15 protein-coding genes are annotated in these 18,004 nt (G+C 69.1%); 7 read left to right on the forward strand and 8 right to left on the reverse strand.

Annotated elements, in window-relative coordinates; translation table 11 throughout:
* The first annotated feature begins 72 nt into the window (after nucleotides 1-72).
* Nucleotides 73-1,161 carry a LacI family DNA-binding transcriptional regulator gene (locus tag ASF54_RS07445; RefSeq protein ID WP_055960528.1) on the forward strand — a complete coding sequence of 363 codons (1,089 nt, stop codon included), beginning with the start codon at nucleotides 73-75 and terminating at the stop codon, nucleotides 1,159-1,161.
* Here the strand turns inward: ASF54_RS07445 and ASF54_RS07450 are convergent.
* Nucleotides 1,131-2,330: a Gfo/Idh/MocA family protein gene (locus tag ASF54_RS07450; protein ID WP_055960531.1), complete on the reverse strand. Its 1,200-nt coding sequence runs from the start codon at nucleotides 2,328-2,330 to the stop codon at nucleotides 1,131-1,133. The genes ASF54_RS07445 and ASF54_RS07450 overlap by 31 nt on opposite strands.
* A gap of 240 nt (nucleotides 2,331-2,570) precedes the next feature.
* Here ASF54_RS07450 and ASF54_RS16075 point away from each other — a divergent pair, with 240 nt between their 5' ends.
* Nucleotides 2,571-5,159 (forward strand): lamin tail domain-containing protein, encoded by a 2,589-nt coding sequence (locus ASF54_RS16075; RefSeq protein WP_162237108.1) that lies wholly within the window; start codon nucleotides 2,571-2,573, stop codon nucleotides 5,157-5,159.
* A 108-nt stretch (nucleotides 5,160-5,267) separates the two neighbouring features.
* Nucleotides 5,268-5,870, forward strand: a complete 603-nt coding sequence (locus ASF54_RS16955) for a sugar O-acetyltransferase (RefSeq protein WP_055960532.1) — start codon at nucleotides 5,268-5,270, stop codon at nucleotides 5,868-5,870.
* 81 nt (nucleotides 5,871-5,951) lie between these two features.
* On the opposite strand, the gene ASF54_RS07465 is transcribed toward ASF54_RS16955, so the two are convergent.
* The 4 genes from ASF54_RS07465 to ASF54_RS07480 form a co-directional block, all read right to left on the reverse strand.
* Nucleotides 5,952-6,422 carry a MarR family winged helix-turn-helix transcriptional regulator gene (locus ASF54_RS07465; protein ID WP_055960534.1) on the reverse strand — a complete coding sequence of 157 codons (471 nt, stop codon included), beginning with the start codon at nucleotides 6,420-6,422 and terminating at the stop codon, nucleotides 5,952-5,954.
* 1 nt (nucleotide 6,423) lies between these two features.
* Nucleotides 6,424-8,067 carry an MDR family MFS transporter gene (locus ASF54_RS07470; protein ID WP_084816164.1) on the reverse strand — a complete coding sequence of 548 codons (1,644 nt, stop codon included), beginning with the start codon at nucleotides 8,065-8,067 and terminating at the stop codon, nucleotides 6,424-6,426.
* Nucleotides 8,068-8,280: 213 nt separating this feature from the next.
* Nucleotides 8,281-9,372, reverse strand: a complete 1,092-nt coding sequence (locus ASF54_RS07475; protein ID WP_055960538.1) for an SDR family oxidoreductase — start codon at nucleotides 9,370-9,372, stop codon at nucleotides 8,281-8,283.
* 264 nt (nucleotides 9,373-9,636) lie between these two features.
* Nucleotides 9,637-10,887, reverse strand: a complete 1,251-nt coding sequence (locus ASF54_RS07480; RefSeq protein WP_055960540.1) for an MFS transporter — start codon at nucleotides 10,885-10,887, stop codon at nucleotides 9,637-9,639.
* Nucleotides 10,888-11,012: 125 nt separating this feature from the next.
* On the opposite strand from ASF54_RS07480, the gene ASF54_RS07485 reads away from it, so the two are divergent.
* On the forward strand, nucleotides 11,013-11,921 hold the full coding sequence (locus ASF54_RS07485; RefSeq protein WP_055960542.1) for a tagatose-bisphosphate aldolase: 909 nt from the start codon (nucleotides 11,013-11,015) through the stop codon (nucleotides 11,919-11,921).
* 79 nt (nucleotides 11,922-12,000) lie between these two features.
* Here the strand turns inward: ASF54_RS07485 and ASF54_RS07490 are convergent, their stop codons facing one another.
* Entirely contained in the window at nucleotides 12,001-13,320 is a 1,320-nt protein-coding gene (locus ASF54_RS07490; RefSeq protein ID WP_084816023.1) for an FAD/NAD(P)-binding protein, read from the reverse strand.
* 58 nt (nucleotides 13,321-13,378) lie between these two features.
* The gene (locus ASF54_RS07495; RefSeq protein ID WP_055960545.1) at nucleotides 13,379-14,107 is read right to left on the reverse strand and encodes an SDR family oxidoreductase; all 729 of its coding nucleotides are present in this window, start codon (nucleotides 14,105-14,107) and stop codon (nucleotides 13,379-13,381) included.
* Between the two features lie 96 nt (nucleotides 14,108-14,203).
* On the opposite strand from ASF54_RS07495, the gene ASF54_RS07500 reads away from it, so the two are divergent.
* From ASF54_RS07500 to ASF54_RS07510, 3 genes are all read left to right on the forward strand, one after another.
* A complete protein-coding gene (locus ASF54_RS07500; RefSeq protein WP_235480967.1) occupies nucleotides 14,204-14,899 on the forward strand; it encodes a nucleoside/nucleotide kinase family protein in 696 nt (231 codons plus the stop codon).
* Nucleotides 14,900-14,918: 19 nt separating this feature from the next.
* On the forward strand, nucleotides 14,919-16,403 hold the full coding sequence (locus ASF54_RS07505) for a mannitol dehydrogenase family protein (RefSeq protein ID WP_055960549.1): 1,485 nt from the start codon (nucleotides 14,919-14,921) through the stop codon (nucleotides 16,401-16,403).
* 102 nt (nucleotides 16,404-16,505) lie between these two features.
* Nucleotides 16,506-17,123 carry an AAA family ATPase gene (locus ASF54_RS07510; RefSeq protein ID WP_055960550.1) on the forward strand — a complete coding sequence of 206 codons (618 nt, stop codon included), beginning with the start codon at nucleotides 16,506-16,508 and terminating at the stop codon, nucleotides 17,121-17,123.
* Between the two features lie 101 nt (nucleotides 17,124-17,224).
* On the opposite strand, the gene ASF54_RS07515 is transcribed toward ASF54_RS07510, so the two are convergent.
* Nucleotides 17,225-17,887 (reverse strand): HAD-IA family hydrolase, encoded by a 663-nt coding sequence (locus tag ASF54_RS07515; RefSeq protein WP_055960552.1) that lies wholly within the window; start codon nucleotides 17,885-17,887, stop codon nucleotides 17,225-17,227.
* Between the last annotated feature and the right edge of the window lie 117 nt (nucleotides 17,888-18,004).

Below are 18,004 nucleotides of genomic sequence, written 5' to 3' on the forward strand. Positions count from 1 at the left end.
TCGATTTCGATATCGATTTCTATCTCATTGAATCGATCATCCGAGGGCCTGCAAACCACTACCGTGAGCAGTGTGGAAAACGATGTCGAATTCGTCGCCCCGCCGGGCCGCGTCACGATCAAAGACGTGGCACGCGCGTCGGGGGTATCGGTGCCGACGGTCTCCAAGGTCGTCAACGGCCGCGACGGGGTGGCGTCGGCCACCTCCCAGCGAGTCCTGGCGATCATCGACGAGCTCGGCTACGAGACCTCGCTCGTCGCGAGCAGCCTCCGCCGGAGCCGGACGAACGTCATCGGCATCCTGGTCACCGAGTTCGAGCCGTTCTCGGCAGAACTGCTCCAGGGCATCTCGTCAGCCGCGACCGGCACCGGCTATGAGCTCCTCGCCTACGCCGGACTCGTCGGAGCCGAGACTCAGCCCGGCTGGGAGCGCCGCTCACTGTCACGCCTCGGCGGCACCCTGATCGACGGCGCGATCGTCGTCACGCCCACGACCCTGATGTCGAAGCTGTCGATCCCGGTCATCTCGATCGACCCGCACACCGGCCCCGAGGGCCACGCCGCCATCGACTCCGACAACGTCGGTGGCGCCCGTGCCGCGACCGAGCACCTCATTGGGCTCGGGCACCAACGGATCGCCCACGTCCGGGGCCGCACCGGCCTCGCGTCGGCCGAACTGCGCGAACGCGGCTACCGCCAGGCTCTCGACGAGGCGGGCATCCCGTTCGACCCCGCACTGGTGCAGGTCGGTGGCTACCAGACCGCCCTCACGACCGATGCCGCCTTCCGCCTGCTCACGACGCGCGACCGCCCCACGGCCGTCTTTGCCGCCAACGACAGCTCGGCCATCGGGGTGCTCGAGGTGGCGCACCGGCTCGGACTGCGCGTGCCCGACGATCTCTCGGTTGTGGGTTTCGACGACATCCCCCAGGCAGCGAACGCGAAGCCACCTCTGACCACGGTGGCCCAGCCCCTGCACGACCTGGGGGCTCGGGCTCTCGAGCTGCTGCTTCAGCTGCTCGACGGCAAGGCGATTCCGCAGCACGTGCAGCTTCCGGCCTCGCTCGTCGTGCGGGCGAGCACCGGGCCGGTGCCGACGTCGCCGTCGGCGGCCGCGTCCTCGCCCGCGCGTCAGCCCAGTACCGGCGCCGGAGCGTCGTAGGTCAGGGGCCCGTCGACCCGGGGCACGTCGTGCCAGGCGCCGTCGGCAAGCGATGCCTCGGCCGCCTCGACGATGGTCGCAGTCGCCAGCCCGTCAGCCACCGAGGGAGCGAGCTGCTCGCCGGTCAGCACACTCTTGAGGAACTGCGCCGCCTCGATGGTCTTGAGGTCGTCGAACCCCATGCCGGTGCCGCCGCCCGGCTGGAACCGGCCGAATTCACCCTGGCCCGGCGAGAGGTAGATCGTCGTGTAGCCGTACTCGGGCGCGTCGTCGAGGCAGATCTCGAGCTCGTTCAGGCGCTGGAAGTCCCACCGGATCGACCCGGTGGTGCCGTAGACCTCGAGGGCGTACTCGGCGCGCGGGCCCCGCATGATGCGGCTCGAATCCATCGTTCCGACAGCACCCGAGTCGAAGCGGAACAGCAGCGCCGCGTAGTCCTCGTTCTCGACAGCCTTCAGCGCACCCGTACCGGCGGCAGAGCGGTCGACCACCCCGGCGCCGGGGGCCGGCCGGTCGGTGATGAACGTCTCGGCGAGCGCGGTCACGCTCGAGATGCGACCCGCGACGTACTGAGCGAGATCGAGGCCGTGCGACAACAGATCACCGAGCACCCCGGATCCTGCTCTCTCGCGCTCAAACCGCCAGGTGAGTGGCGCCAGCGGATTCGACGAGTAGTCGGCGAGCAGCGTGCCCCGCACGTTGGTGACCCGCCCGATACGGCCGTCGCGGACCAGCGCGCGCATGTGCTCGACGGCGGGGGCGTGCCGGTAGTTGAAGCCGACCGCGGTGACCATGCCTGCTGCGGTGACGGCCTCCGCGATCTCCCGCGAGTCGGAGGCGTAGCGCCCCATCGGCTTCTCGATCCAGAACGGCTTGCCCGCTTTCGCGGCGGCGACGGCCATCTCGCGGTGCAGAAAGTTGGGCGAGCAGATCGAGACGACATCGACCTCAGGATCCGCGAGCACCTCGTGGTAATCGGCGACCGCGCGCTCGAACCCCAGCCGCGACACCGCCTCGCCGCGAGCCTCGGCCACGGGGTCGGCTGCGACCACGAAGCGGGGCACGACGTCGAGCTCGGGGAAGTGGTCGGGGAGCGCCCGATACGCCCGGGAGTGGAGGCGGCCCATCCACCCCACGCTGATGAGGCCGACGCCGAGGGTCGTGGTCATGGAGCTCCTTCGCTTGTGTGTCGACGGTATCGAGTCGGCCATGTAATAACAACCTGACCAGCTCTCGTGTCGACCCCTGCACCACCCACACACCGCCTTTCGGAACGGACACCGCCTTTCGACGGCGTCCCGCCCGAAACCCGGTGTCAGGATCCGCCGACACCTGCGGTTCACCTCCGCGTCACGAACCATTTCGTTCGGTCAGCGACGATGGCCGCTCCTCCACTGAAACGGACCACCATGCGCCCGCCTCTTCTTCGCGCCGGAGCCCTGACGCTCACCGGCACGCTGGCCCTCAGCGGCCTCGTCCTCCTCACGGCAGCTCCCGCCTCCGCCGCGACGAGCGACATCGTGATCAACGAGATCGAATCGTCCGGTGGCTCTCCCGACGACTGGATCGAGCTCGGCAACCCGACCGCCAGCGCGATCGACGCGAGCGGCATGATCCTGCGTGACAACAAAGACACCGACACCTTTGTGCTGCCAACAGGTTCGCTCATCGCGGCCGGTGGCTACCTCACCGTCGACACCGTGACCGCCACGACGCCCGACGGCTTCGACTTCGGGCTCGGCGGCGCCGACTCGGTACGCCTGTTCGAGGCGGACGGCACGACGCTCGTCGACTCGTATGCCTGGACGACGGCCGCAGCGACGACCTACGGGCGCTCCCCCGACCTCACGGGCGGCTTCGCGGTGACCTCGGCGTCGACGAAGAACGCGGCGAATGCCTTCGAGACGGCCGTGCCGGATCCTGAGCCGACCGACCCGACCGACCCCGCCGACCCAACACCCGCCGACCCTGCTCCGGCCGACCCCGCCGCGAACGCCGACGGCCTCTCGATCAACGAGGTCGAGTCGAACGGCGACGACACCGACTGGGTCGAGGTCACAAACACCTCCGACACGGCGCTCGACCTCTCGGGCTACGGCTTCGTCGACAGCGACACCAGCCACGCGAAGTACCGTCTTCCGGCCGGATCGATCGTCGACCCCGGCGACTACTTCGTGATCGACCAGGCGACGACGACCGACCCCGAGGGCTTCGACTTCGGCCTCGGAGCGGCCGACTCGGTCAGCCTGTACGACCGGGCCGACGCCCTGGCTGCGACGTATTCGTGGACCACGCACAGCCTCGTCACCTACGGCCGCTGCCCCGACGGCACCGGCGACTTCACCACCACGACGACCTCGACCAAGGGCGATGCGAACGATTGCTCGTCGCCGGTGCGCATCAACGAGGTCGAGTCGAACGGCGGCACACCCGGCGACTGGGTCGATCTGACGAACATCGGTGCGACGAGCGTCGACGTGTCGGGCTACGTGTTCCGCGACAACAAAGACACCGACTCGTACGCCGTTCCGGCGGGCACGAGCATCGCTCCGGGCGCCTTCGTCGTGCTCGACGAGAAGACCGACAGCACGCCGAACGGCTTCGACTTCGGTCTCGGGGGTGCCGACTCGGCGCGCCTCTTCCTCGCCGACGGCACGACCCTCGTCGACTCGTACGACTGGACCGAGCACGCCGCAACCACCTACGGCCGGAGCCCCGACGGCACGGGTGACTTCGAGACCACCTCCGAGCCCAGCAAGGGCAGCGCGAACCTCTTCGACGGCGTGGCCGTGGCCGAGCAGTGGCCCGGCAGCCCCGACGAGACACCCCTCGATGACGAGTCGACCTACACCGGCGACCTGTCCGGCCTCGACTACGAGCCGTCCGGCTCGGCGGCCGACGGCACCATCTGGGGCGTCGACAACGGCACCGGCCGGCTCTACAAGATCGTCTCGGACGGCGCCGGGGGCTGGGCTCCGGCCACGACCGCGGGCTGGGCGGGCGGCAAGGTGCTGCACTACGCCGACGGCACCGGCACGGTCGACGCCGAGGGCGTCACGGTGGCCGACGACTCCTCCGCCGGCGGCATATACGTCTCGTCCGAGCGCAACAACGACGTCTCGGGCACCAGCCGCCCGTCGGTGCTCCGCTACGACCCGTCGACCTCGGCGACCGTGCTGAACGCGACCGCCGAGTGGAACCTCGCCGCCGACTTCCCGACGATCGGCGCGAACGCCGGGCTCGAGGGTGTCACCTGGATTCCCGACTCGTTCCTCACCGATGCGGGCTTCGCCGACGAGAGCACCGGCGCCGAGTACGACCCGGCCGACTACGCCGGTCACGGCGACGGACTCTTCTTCGTCGGCGTCGAAGGCACCGCGAGCGTCTACGCCTACGCGCTGATGTCGAACGGCTCGTTCCAGCGCATCGCCACGATCCCCACGACGTTCGGGGTCGTCGCCGACGTGCAGTTCGACGCCGATCTCGGGCAGCTGTGGGTCGTGTGCGACGACGCCTGTGCGGGCCAGACGGCGTTGTTCTCGATCGACTCCGCCGGATCCTTCGTCCAGGACACCCTCTACAACGCCCCCGCGAACGCCGACCCGGCACTCGCGAACGAGGGCTTCGCGATCGCCCCGGCAGCTACCACCGTCGACGGCGCCCGACTGACCTTCTACGCCGATGACAACGACACCGACGGGTTCTCGTTCCGCGTGGGGTCGTTCCCGTCGGAGGCGCCGACCACGCCGGGTGACGGCGCAGGTGACGGCGATAACGGCGGGTCGGGTGACGGTTCGGGTGACGGTGACGTCGCCTCAGGGTCGGGCGGAACCGCAGGATCCGGCGGCACCGCCACTGACCCCGACGCCGCAGCCGCAGCACCGACCGCCCTCGCCTACACCGGCTCCGAACCGGCGCCACTCGCGGCTCTCGGCGCCCTGCTGCTCGCACTCGGTGTCGCGTCGCTCGTCGCGGTGCGCCGCCGACGGGCCGCGTAGCCGCTGCCGCTGCGGCTTGCAGACGTCATGCGGACTGTCCGACTCGCCGCGGCGAGTCCGGAAGTCCGCATGACGTCTGCCAGCCAGGCCGGGTGCGACGATAACCGCATGGACAACAGCGAACGCATGCAACAGGGCCTGGTCTACGACCCCAACGAACCCGGGCTCGCCAGCGATCAGGAGGCGGCGCTCGAGCTGCTCTACGACTTCAACGCCACAAGGCCGTCGCAGTCCGCCGAGCGTTCCGAGCTGCTGCAGCGCATGTTCGGCGCCATCGGCGACGACTGCTACATCGAGCCGCCGCTGCACGCGAACTGGGCCGGTCGCAACGCCTACTTCGGTCGCGGCATCTACGCCAACTTCAATCTCACCCTCGTCGACGACGGCGACATCCACGTCGGCGACAACGTCATGTTCGGGCCCAACGTGGTGGTGGCGACGGCTGGGCACCCGATCCTGCCCGAGCTCCGTGCCAAGGGGCTGCAGTTCAACCTCCCGGTCCGCATCGGTCGCAACGTCTGGATCGGCGGCGGCGCCCAGATCATGCCGGGCGTGACCATCGGCGACGACACCGTGATCGGCGCCGGCAGCGTCGTCACCCGCGACATCCCCTCGGGCGTCGTGGCGGTCGGCGTGCCGTGCCGCGTCGTGCGTGAGATCAACGACCACGATCGCGAGTTCTACTGGCACGACCGACGGCTCGACCTGTAGCTGCCCAGGGCGTGACACCACTTTCCGCTCAAGACACCGCCGATGGGTGGTGTCCTGAGCGGAAGATGGAGTCGAAAGGGGCTACGCCTCGTTCAGCTTCGCGAGCAGGCGAATCAGGTCGCTCAGCTCGCTGGCCTCCCACTGCGAGAGGCGGTCGCGGAACTCATCGCGCTCGAGCGTCTTGAGGGCCTCGACCCGGGCGACGGCGACCGGCGTGGCGTGGATGATGACCGCGCGGCGGTCCGCCGGATCCTGCTCTCGGGTGACGAGCTCGAGCAATTCGAGCTGGTGCAATTGCCGGCTGAGCACGCTCTTGTCGAACCCGAGGGCGTCGGCGAGGTGCGTGGCTCCGGTCGGGCCGAGATTGATGAGCGTCACGATGGTGCGGTACCCGGACGGCTGGAGCGACGGGTCGATCTCGGTCGCCCGCTGACGCAGGCGCTGACGGTACGCGTCGAACAGAAGACCGAACTGCTGCTCGAGGCGGTCGGCCTCGGCTCCGGCCGCGCCACCCACCGGCGAACCGGCGGGCGACGGGCGATCGAGAGTCATGTCAGGAGTGTGACGCACGGGCCCCGACACGCTCCTGGGAATCCGCGCTGACCGAACCGTCGTCGGTGGTCTCGGCGGCGTGCGCCCCGTAACCCCGGTCGGTGTCGCCGTCGGCATCGCGCTCGGCGACCGTCTTCGAGGTCAGCTCTTTGTTGGGCATGAAGACCACGGCGAGAACGAGCAGGATCGCGATCGGTGCGGCGATCAGGAACACATTCGCCACGGCCTGGCCGTAGGCCGACTCGATGATCTGACGCACTCCGTCGGGGAGGCTGCTGACCGCGGGAATGGTGCCGCTGGACAGCTCTTTCGCGACGGCCGCTCCCTTGTCGCCGAGGCCGGCGATGGCCTTGCCGAGCTCGGCCTGCTTGCCGTCGAGGAGGGTAGTGACGCGGTTGCCGAGCACGGTGCCGAGGATCGAGACGCCGAGCGCACCACCGAGCGAGCGGAAGAACGCGACGCCGGCCGAGGCCGCACCGATGTTCTTCGGCTCGGTCGTGTTCTGCACGACGAGCACGAGGTTCTGCATGACCATTCCCACGCCGGCACCGGTGATGAACATGAAGACGGCGACCAGCGGGTAGGAGGTGTCGTACTGGATCGTGCCCATCAGGGCGAGGCCGACCACGAGGGCGATCGATCCGACGACCATGAACGGTTTCCACTTGCCGAAGCGGGTGATGAGGTTTCCGGCGACGGTCGACGAGATCAGCAGACCGCCGATCATCGGGATCGTCAGCAGACCCGACTGGGTCGGCGTTGCACCGCGAGCGAGCTGCATGTACTGCGCGAGGTAGACGGTGGCGCCGAACATCGCGATGCCGACGGCGATCGAGCCGATGACGGCGAGCGAGAAGGTGCGGTTCTGGAACAGCGTCATCGGCAGGATCGGCTCGACGGCGCGACGCTCGATGAGCACGGCGGCGACCAAAAGGATCACGGCGCCGATCACCATCACGAACGATGTCACCGAGATCCAGTCGAAGTTCTTGCCGGCGAGAGTGACCCAGATGAGCAGCAGCGAGACACCGCCGGCGATCGTGATGATGCCGGGGTAGTCGATCGAGACCTTGCGTTTCGGCATCTTCCGGAGCTTCAGGGTGAACTGGAGCACGATGATGGCGGCTACAGCGAACGGCACGCCCACAAAGAAGTTCCAGCGCCATCCGAGGGTGTCGGTGAGCACACCGCCGATGAGCGGGCCACCGACCGTGCCGACCGCGAGGACGGCCCCGAAGTAGCCCATGTAGCGGCCACGCTCACGAGGGCTGATGATGTCGGCCAGGATGATCTGGCTGAGGGCCGTGAGGCCACCGGCGCCGAGACCCTGCAGCACGCGGAACGTGATGAGCGTGCCGGGGTTCTGCGAGAAGCCGGCGAGGGCCGAGCCGAGCACGAAGACGACCAGTGCGAGCTGGATCAGCAGCTTGCGGTTGACGAGGTCGGCGAGCTTTCCCCAGACCGGGGTCGAGACCGTCGTGGCCAGCAGAGTCGAGGTGACGACCCAGGTGTAGGCGCTCTCGCCGCCCTTGAGGTCGGAGATGATCTTGGGCAGCGACGTGCTGACGACGGTCGACGCGAGGATCGCGACGAACATGCCGAGGAGGAGGCCTGAGAGGGCCTCCATCACCTGGCGGTGAGACATGGCGGCGGGTGAGTCGGAGCTGAGCGCTTCGGCCTTTCCGCTCGGTGCGTGTGACATTCGGTAACTCCAGTGGTGAGTGCGGGGGCGCGACACTGAGCCCAAATGGTTGACTTGCGTCAATCATCCGCCTGTCGTTGACCGTTGTCAACTAATCACTGCAGACCGTGCACGAATTCTCGTAGCCGCGGGAGACCAGGATCCTCGGCTACCCGATCACGGGATCAGACGCTCGGCCCGGTACCGCTCGAAGAGCTCGGCGAACGCCCGCTCGGTGCGCTTGAACGAGAGGAATCCGGCCTCGCGACTCTTGCCCATGTCGGTGACGACCTCCATGGCGCGGCCGAGATCGGCGTCGGTGTGCCACCACGACGCGAGGCGCGAGATGTCGGCCTCGGCGAGGTCGTACTTCTCGGCAATCGCGGGCCAGGCGGACTCGTGCTCGCGCATCTGCTCCTCGAGGGGACGGGCCTCCCCCTCGAAGCCGACGACGCGCGCCGGGTCGACGCCGAGGCGAGCGGCGAGGCGCGGCCACATCCAGCGCCAGCGGAACACGTCGCCGTTGACGATGTTGAATGCCTCGTCGGCGCCGTTCGGCGAGGTGGACGCCCACACCATCTGCTCGGCGAGAACGCCCGCGTCGGTCATGTCGGTGAGGCCATTCCACTGCGCCTCGCTGCCCGGGAACACGAAGTCGAGGCCGAGCTCGTTCGCCAGCGTCGCCTGGACGGCGATCGTCGATCCCATGTTCATGGCGTTGCCGACGGCGTAGCCGATCACGGTGTGCGAGCGGTGCACCGACCAGGTGAAGCCCTGCGTCGCGGCGGCTGCGAACAGCTCGTCCTCCTGGGCGTAGTAGAAGTTCGGGGTGTCGAGGCGCGGCTCCTCCTCGTGGAAAGGAGTGTCGGGCATCTCGCCCGCGGCATACGCCTCGAAGGGTCCGAGGTAGTGCTTGAGACCGGTGACGAGCGCGACGTGCTGCAGGGGTGCGTGCGCGAGAGCCGCCAGCAGGTCGCGCACCATGCCGCCGTTGACCGCGATGTTCTCGGCCTCAGTCGCCTGGCGCTGCCACGCCGTGAAGAAGACGTGGGTGGGGCGTTCGTCGGCGAGGGCGGCGGCGAGGCTCGCGGGGTCGCGGAGGTCGGCGGCGATCCCGCGGACGCCGGGCGCGGAGGACGCGCGGCGAGACAGCGCCAGCACCTCCCAGCCCTCGGCGACGAGTTGCTCGACGAGCGCCGATCCGGTGATGCCGGAGGCGCCGACGACGAGGGCGGTGCGGGTGGACGGGGCAGTTTCGTTCGAGGCCATGCTGGGCCCAACGGTCGGAGCGCTGACGTATTCCGACGGATGTCGTCGAGTGGCGTCCGTCGGCTCGCGGACGCCGAGTGCCGAGTGCCGCCTATTGCAGGCTGCACCGGGCCGCACGTGGCATTCGGCGGCACTCGCGAACTCGCACACGCCCCAGGCCCCACCCCGCGGTGCCGAGTGCCGCCAAATGCCCGCTGCACCGGCCCGCACGCGGCATTTGGCGGCACTCGGCAACCCGAGCGGGCGCAGGCAGGGCCGCAGCGCTCAGCGACGCGAACGCGGCGGCAGCACCGTTCGGATCGATCCGGTCGTATTGAGGCTGAGCTCGCGATGGGGCTTCGACGGGAACCCCTGCCGCGCGACGATGAGCACGACCAGGGCCGCGGCGCACACGACAGCGCCGGCAACAGGGAGGACTTCGGGGCCGCCGAGCGCGAGGCCGAGACCACCGGCGGCGGATCCCACGGTGATGCCGACGTTGCTCGTGCTGTTGACGAAGGCTCCCGCAACACTCGGCGACGCGATGCCGGTACGGATGGCCGCGGTCATCATGAAGGTGCCGACGCCCGCGAACGCGATGTTCCAGAGGGCGATCGCTCCGAGGGCCGGCAGCCCGGATCCGGTCGACGCGCTCAGCAGGAGGAGCGGGCCGAGGATCCCGAGACTGCCCACGATCGTCGCGACGTGCAGTATCGCCCCCAGTCGCGGTCGCCGGTCGACAAGGGCACCCGAGGCGAGGAGCCCCGCGACGCTGACCAGACCTAGGGCGAAGAGCACCGGGCTGACGCGGTCCCCGGTGACTCCGGCAACGCGCAGCAGGCTGGTGATGTAGGTGTACACGAAGTGCTGGCCGACGAAGAGCAGCGTGTTGACGGCGCCGACCGCGATCAACCCGGCGCGCCACCATGCCCGCTGCGAGATCGTCCCCGTGATCGGAGTGGGGCTCCCTTCGACGCTCGGCAGGAAGAGGGCCACTGCGACACCAAGCATTGCTGCCGCGAGCGCCATGACCACGAAGGCAGTTCGCCAGTCGAAGGCGACGCCGATCCCTGTGGCGATCGGAACACCGAAGATGCTGCCGAGCGAGCCTCCGGCGAAAGCCACGGTCATGGCGCGACCCACGAGGTGCGGCGCCACGAGGCGGGCCGCGTAGCTCGTGACAACGGAGTAGAACACCGCGTGCCCGATGCCCCCGACTGCGCGACCGGCGAGGATCACGGCGAAGTCGCTCGACGAGGCCACGATCAGGTCGGAGACCGCGTAGCAGACGATCGTCGCGACGAGAAGCCATTTGCGCGGGAATCGGTCGGTGGCGCGCGCGAGTGGGACGGCCAGGATCGCGACGCAGACGGCGAACACCGAGACGGTGAGGCCTGCCGTGCCCACGGGGACTCCCGCACTGTCCGCGATCTCGGGGAGCAGACCCACCGGGAGCAGCTCGGACGTGATCGCGATGAAGGTCGAGAGCGTCAGGGCAAGGAGGCCGATGACGGTCGCGCTTCGGGAATAGTGCATAGGGGTCAAGGCTAGCGGTCGAGCGGCCAATGCCAGTGTTTCCTTGCCATGTCATCGAAGTCATGCTTCACTGATGTCATCGGTGACATGCTCCGCGACGAAGCGGCCCGAAGAAGGAGAGAGCAATGACGATCGACACCCTCACCACCAACGACCTGACGACTCAGGAGCGCCGCGGACTCGCCGCGATCTCGACTCCCGACGGGCACATGCTCATCGTCGCGGCCGACCAGCGCAACAGCATGAAGGCCGTGATGCAGGATGCCCCGAACGGCACCTCCGCCATCACGACCGTGGAGCTCGCCGAAGCGAAGGCCGACCTCGTCCGCCACCTGGCCAACCACGGCCCCGCGATCCTTCTCGACCCCGAGGTCGCCCTCCCGGCGATTCCCGACCAGGGCATCCTCGCCCGCGACACGGCCCTCGTCGTCGGTCTCGACGCCTCGGGTTTCGAGACCGTCAACGGGCTCAAGTACACGAACTACGTCCCTGGCATGAACCCCCGTCGAGTCCGCGAACTCGGCGGAGACGTCGCCAAGATGCTTTGGTACACCCGCCCCGACAAGCAGGGCCTGGACGACCGCGTGGCCGATGAGATCCGTTCCCTGACCGCCGAGTGCGCCGCCGAGGGCATCCTGCTGATCGTCGAGCTTCTCACCTACAAGCTCGAGGGCGAGTCCGACGAGGATTACGCGGCCCTGTTCCCGACGCTCGTCGCCGACGGAGCACGCTTGGCCGTTGCCTGCGGGGCGAAGATCTTGAAGCTGCAGTATCCCGGATCCTCGGCCGGTGCCGACCTCGTCACCGACGCGGCCGCGGGAGTGCCGTGGGCCGTGCTCTCGGCCGGCGTCGACCACGAGACGTTCATCGTGCAGGTGCGTGACGCGATGGCGCACGGCGCCGCGGGTGCGATGGCCGGCCGTTCGCTCTGGAAGGACGCCCTTTCGGTCGACCCGACGAAGCGCCGCGAGCTGCTGACCACGCGAGCGCTGCCTCGCCTCCGCGAACTGCGCGCCGCCGTCGACGGCGAGTAGCCCCCCTCGAGTGCCGCCGAATGCGCTCGACGCTGTCCTGCAGACAGCATTCGGCGGCACTCGGCACCACCCTCCACGGCTAGGCCGGCAGCACCCGCTCCGCGAGCCTCGTCGCCACCACTCGCACCTCGGGCACGGCCACCGTCTCCCACAGCGCACCCTTGAGCGCGGCACCGATCGCGAAGAGCCGAGTCGAGACGTCGCCCGTCGCCGTCACGAGAGCGCCCGAGGCGTCGGCGTCGAAACCGAGACCCGCAGGATCCGACACGACCTCCCCGGCCGACAGCAGCGCATCGACGAGCGGACTCCAGCCGCGAGCCGCCACGGAGTTCGGCCCCGTGCAATTCACGGCCACGTCGAACTCCTCGCCCGACACATCGGCCGACAGGGTCAGCGCGCCGGAGTCGATGAGCTCCGACAGTTCCGCCCAGACCGACTGCGCCATGCGGTGCCTGTGCACGTCCCAGCGCCGGGCGACGTGCGCGACGAAGCGCTTGCGATCAGCCACGTCGAGGCCGCGCCACAGCGCATGGATCTGCGGTCGCACGCCGTCGAGCACCGGCTGCCACGGCTCGCCGGCCGCCGAGGCCGCGCGGAGCTGACGCCCGAACTCGTGCAGGAGTTCGGGAAGTCGAGGGGTGCCGTCACCCCGCACGAGCCCGGGCCCCGCCGGCACCGGTGCCGCCAGATGCACCGCCGGCAGAAGAAGATGCCTGCTCGTCGCCGTCATGACCACGCCGGGGTGTCTCCGTGCGAGCGACGTCGCGATGTCGATCGTCGTGAGCCCGGTGCCGACCAGCAGCACGCGGTCGGCCGATCGGACGCCGTCGAGCGCGTCGCGCGCCCACGGATCGTCGACTGTTCGTCCGACGCCGGCTGTCGGCACCCTGACGCGTCCCGGGGCCGGGTTGCCGAGCGCGAGCACGACGACGTCGGCCCGGAGCTCGGTGGCGTCGGCCAGGGTGACGGCCGAGCGTCCGTCGACGTCGACCACGGAGACGGCCTCGCCCCGCACGGCCGTGACTCCCGACGCGGGGTCGTCGAGCAGCGCCCGGAACGCGCCCGCCACGTAACCGCCGTAGACCTGACGGGGGACGAACGATCCTGCGCTGGCTTCCGACCCGTCGACGTCACGCCAACCGATCCCGTCGAGATGATCCAGGAAGCCGCCCGGCTCGGCTGGCGACAGGCTCATCGCCGACGCCGGGCTGTTGAGACGATGATGCGCCTCGGCACGGCCGTAGGCGAGGCCGAGCCCGACGGGGACGTCACGGGCCACGACCGTGATCTCGGGCGCCGGCAGCCCGAGGACTGAGGCGCGCTCGCGCAGGGCGACGGTCACGAAGACGGAGGCGGCGCCGCCGCCGACGACGAGCACAGAGGGAGTGGAACGGGGCACGGTGGAGCCTTTCGCTCGAGGGGCTCCCCCACGCTAACCGCACCTCTGCACCCAAGGCTCAGCGAGCGGTGTAGCCCCCGTCGATCGGCAGCGAGACGCCGCTGATCATTCCAGCGTCGTCGCTCAGCAGGAATTCGATGGGGCCGGCGATGTCGTCCTCGGTGGCCCACTTGCCGAGGGGCATCTGCTCGAGGAACGGCCCCTCGATGTCAGGGCGGCCCCAGTACCAGGCCGACATCTCGGTCATGACGACGGTCGGGTTCACGCCGTTGACCCGGATGCCGTGCTTGCCGAGCTCGAGGGCGGAGACGCGGGTGATGTTGTCGAGGGCGGCTTTCGACGAGCCGTACGAGATGTGACCGGGCAGCGCGGCGAGCGACGCCTGACTCGACACGTTCACGATGGCACCGCCCTTTCCGAGTCGGATCATCGACGCCGCCGCGTACTTCGTGACGAGCAGCGATCCGCGGGCATTGATGGCGATGACCTTGTCGAAGACGTCGATGTCGGTCTCGACAGGGCCCGCGATCTCGCCGCCCCAGCCGCCGCAGTTGACGACACCCCACAGATCGCGGCCCTCGAGCGCCTCTCTGATGCTGTCTTCGCTCGTCAGCTCGAACGGGAGCGACAGCGCCCCGGTCTCCGCGACGATGGGCTCGAGACCCTCACCCGTGCTTCCGCTGGCGATGACGTCGGCGCCCGAGGCGACGAGGCGTCGCACTGTCGCGCCGCCGATGCCGCCGCTTGCCCCTGTGACGAGGATTGTGCGCCCGGTGAAATCGGCCATATGGGGGTTCTCCGTTTCTCGTTGTACTCGTGACATCGATGTCACGAACCGAAGACTATCTTGACATCGATGACACGTGGAATCTACGGTTCGAGAGTGACCAGCGCAGATCCGTACTCTCTCGACCAGCTCGTAGCGCGAGCCCGGCGACTCATCGCGAACGGGGAGCGCAGGATCCTGGGCCTCACCGGCAGCCCCGGCGCTGGCAAATCGACACTCAGCGCCGCCCTCCTCGATGCGCTCGGGCCAGACGCGGTGCTGGTCGGCATGGACGGCTTCCACCTCGGCGGCGCCGAGCTTGTGCGCCTCGGCCGCGACGATCGAAAAGGCGCCCCCGACACCTTCGATACCGACGGCTACAGCGCTCTGCTTCGCCGCCTGAGCGCGCAACGGCCGGGCGAAGCCGATATCTACGCCCCCGTCTTCGACCGCGCACTGGAGGAGCCGATCGGATCGAGCGTCGCTGTGCCGGCCGACGTTCCGCTCGTCATCACGGAGGGGAACTACCTGCTGCTCGGCACATATGGCTGGGCCGGCGTCCGGCCGCTCCTCGACGAGGCGTGGTTCGTCGACGTCGATGCCGACGAAAGGCACCGGCGCCTTCTCGCCCGGCGCCTGTCATTCGGACACGAGGCGGCCGCCGCCGACGCCTGGGTGACCGGCGTCGACGAACCCAACGCCGCCCTCGTCGAGTCGACGCGCGAGGCCGCCGACCTGCTTCTGACCTTCGAACCGCCCGCCACTCCGTTGGCACCCGCAGTGCCCCCGACATCGACGTCGACTACTCGCTGACCCCTCCTGAGGAGCCCCCATGACCCGCCTCACCACCGCCGCACTGCCCTCTCTCACCTCAAGACTCCCCATTCCCGAGTACCCCCGCGACGCTGCCGCGACGGGAATCGTCCACTTCGGCGTCGGCGCCTTCCATCGATCGCACGAGGCGATGTTCCTCGACCGGCTCTTCCGGAGCGATCCGAGCGCCGCCGCCACCTGGGGCATCTGCGGCGTCGGGCTCCTGCCGGGTGACGCCGCCATGCGCGACACCCTTCAGGCGCAGGACCACCTCTACACACTCGTCACGCGATCGCCCGACGGCGAGGCGTCGGCCACCGTGATCGGCTCGATCATGGACTACCTGTTCGCACCCGAAGACTCGAACCTGGTGGTCGAACGGCTTGCGTCGGCGCAGACCCGCATCGCCTCGCTCACCATCACCGAGGCCGGCTACCCGGTAGACGACTCGTCGGGAGCCTTCGACGAGACAGACGCCGCGGTGGCGACCGACCTCGCAGCAGCCCGAGTCGAGGGGGGCCCGGGGCCGAGCGGCGTGTTCGGGATCCTGACCGAGGCTCTTCGCCGTCGTCGCGATCGCGGCCTGGCAGCGTTCACGGTGATGTCGTGCGACAACATCCCCGGCAACGGCACGGTCGCGAGGGTCGCCCTGACCTCGTACGCCCGCCTCATCGACGCGGATCTGGCCGACTGGATCGAGGCCACTGTCGCCTTCCCGAACTCGATGGTGGATCGCATCACTCCGGCCACGACCGACGCCGGACGAGCAGAGGTCGCTTCACGCTGGGGCGTTGACGACGCGTGGCCGGTGCTGTCCGAGTCGTTCGAGCAGTGGGTTCTGGAAGACGCGTTCCCACTCGGCCGACCTGCCTTCGAAAAGGTAGGCGTGCAGATCGTGCCGGACGTCGAGCCCTACGAGCTGATGAAGCTGCGCCTGCTCAATGCCTCGCACCAGGCCATGTCGTACCTCGGTCTCCTCGCCGGATTCACCACAGTCCACGACACCTGCCGCGACGAGGGATTCCGCGCCTTCCTCCTCGGCTACATGCACGAGGAGGCCATTCCGACCCTCGACGCCGTTCCCGGCATCGATCTCGACGCCTACTGCCGGCAACTGCTGGAACGCTTCTCGAGCGAGGCCATAGCCGACACGCTAGCGCGGCAGGTCGTCGAAGGTTCCGCGCGGATCCCGAAATTCCTCCTGCCGGTGCTCCGAGACCAGCTCGTCTCGGAGGGGCCGATCGAACGGATCTGCCTGGTGGTGGCCGCCTGGAGCGTCTACCTGTCACGCGACGAGGGCGTGGTCGACAGCCGGCACGACCGGATCGTCGCCGCGGCACGGCGGGAGGAATCGGACCCGGGGGCCCTGCTCGACGTGGCGGAGGTGTTCGGCGATCTGGGGTCGGAGTCGCGCTTCCGCGCGAGGTATCTGAGCGCTCGCGGAATGCTTCTCGCGGAGGGGCCGATCCCGGCGATCTCGGCCCTCGCAGCCGCCGGGCACTAGAGCTTGACATCGATGACAGTGCATCGGATGATTGGTCTATGTCATCGATGACATAGCCTGAGATCCACCGCTTGCGAACACACACCGAGGAGACCAACGACGATGTCCACGACACCCCTGAACGCCCCCGCATCTCTTTCGACCCGGGCCATTCTCGTGTGCGGCGTCCCGGCCAGCGGCAAGACTTCCTTTGGCAAGGAGCTCGCCCGCGACCTCGGCTGGGCGCTTCTCGATCTCGACACGGTGACCAACCCGCTGTTCGAGTACGTCGGCGGCGAGTTCCTGGTAGACGTGCCGACCGCCGAGAAGCCGACGCGGGCGACCGTCAACGATGTCCGCTACCAGTGCCTCTTCGACACGGCAGCTGAGATCCTCGAGGTCGGCGTCAACGTCGTCATCGTCGCGCCGTTCACTTCCGAGCGCACTTTTCCGGCCTCCTGGCAGACCGTTGCGGAGCGCCTCCGCGTCGACGACGACCGCGTCACTCTCGTCTGGGTCGACACCCCCGCCGACGAGGTCGTCGCGCGCATGACCCTCCGAGGGGCCGACCGCGACCTCGACAAGATCGCCCGACCACACGTGTTCCTGACCCCCGACGTGATCAAGGCGCCCGGCGTGCCCCACCTGAGAGTCGACGGGCTCCATGACGTCGCGACGCAGATCCGCACGTTCGTCGCGATGTACGGCGCAGTGCCCGCGACCGCGGAGCTGGCCGGGTAGAGCCGAACCGATCTCGGGCTCTCCCCCTACGAAATCGGGCGAGTCCGCCGCTCAATCAGCCGCATTCGCGCGAGATCGTGGGTGAGAGCACGCACCGCACCTCAGACGAGCTCGACGCGGACGCCCCCGGCCACGAGCGTGAACCGCACACGGTCGAGCCCGGAGACGACGAGGTCGGCGTCGAGCTGCGACGCCTCGAGTGTGCCGACGACCGCGAGCGTCGCGGCCCCCGCGGCGCGTCCCGCCTGCAAGCCGGCGACGGCGTCCTCGACCACGAGGCAGTGCGCGGCATCGAATCCGAGGCGAGTCGCTCCGAGCACGAACGGCTCTGGGTCGGGCTTGCCCCGCGACACGTCGTCGAAGGTCACGACGGTGGCGGGCCGATCGAGTCCGCTGGCGGCGAGGCGCGCGTCGGCGAGGATCCGGGAGCTCGACGTCACGATTGCCGACCTGTCGGGGCCGATAGCGGCGAGAGCCTCGGCGGCTCCGGGAAGCGCGGCGATGTCGTCCACCTCCGATACCTCGATCTCGACGATGCGCGCGTAGGCGGCGTCGATCTCGTCGGCGGGGACGAACTGGGAGACGATGTCGCGGGCCGGCTTGCCGTGGCCGGCGTCTTCCCGGAAGGTGACCGGGAGCCCGTACTCGCGGCCCCACCGGGCCCAGGAGCGTTCGACGGCGGGGGTCGACGAGATGAGCGTGCCGTCCATGTCGAAGAGGATGGCGTCGAAGACGGTGCCGTCGATGGTGCGAGGTGAGGTCATGCCCCCAACCCTCGCAGATGTCGGTCGGCGACCGCGTCGCGCTTAGCGAACACCGCGGACGCGACACGATCGCCACAGCGGGCGACCGAGCTTGTCGAGGTCCGCTGCGGCGACCGC

This window comes from Frondihabitans sp. Leaf304, assembly GCF_001423105.1.
In the GTDB taxonomy this organism is placed as follows: domain Bacteria; phylum Actinomycetota; class Actinomycetes; order Actinomycetales; family Microbacteriaceae; genus Frondihabitans.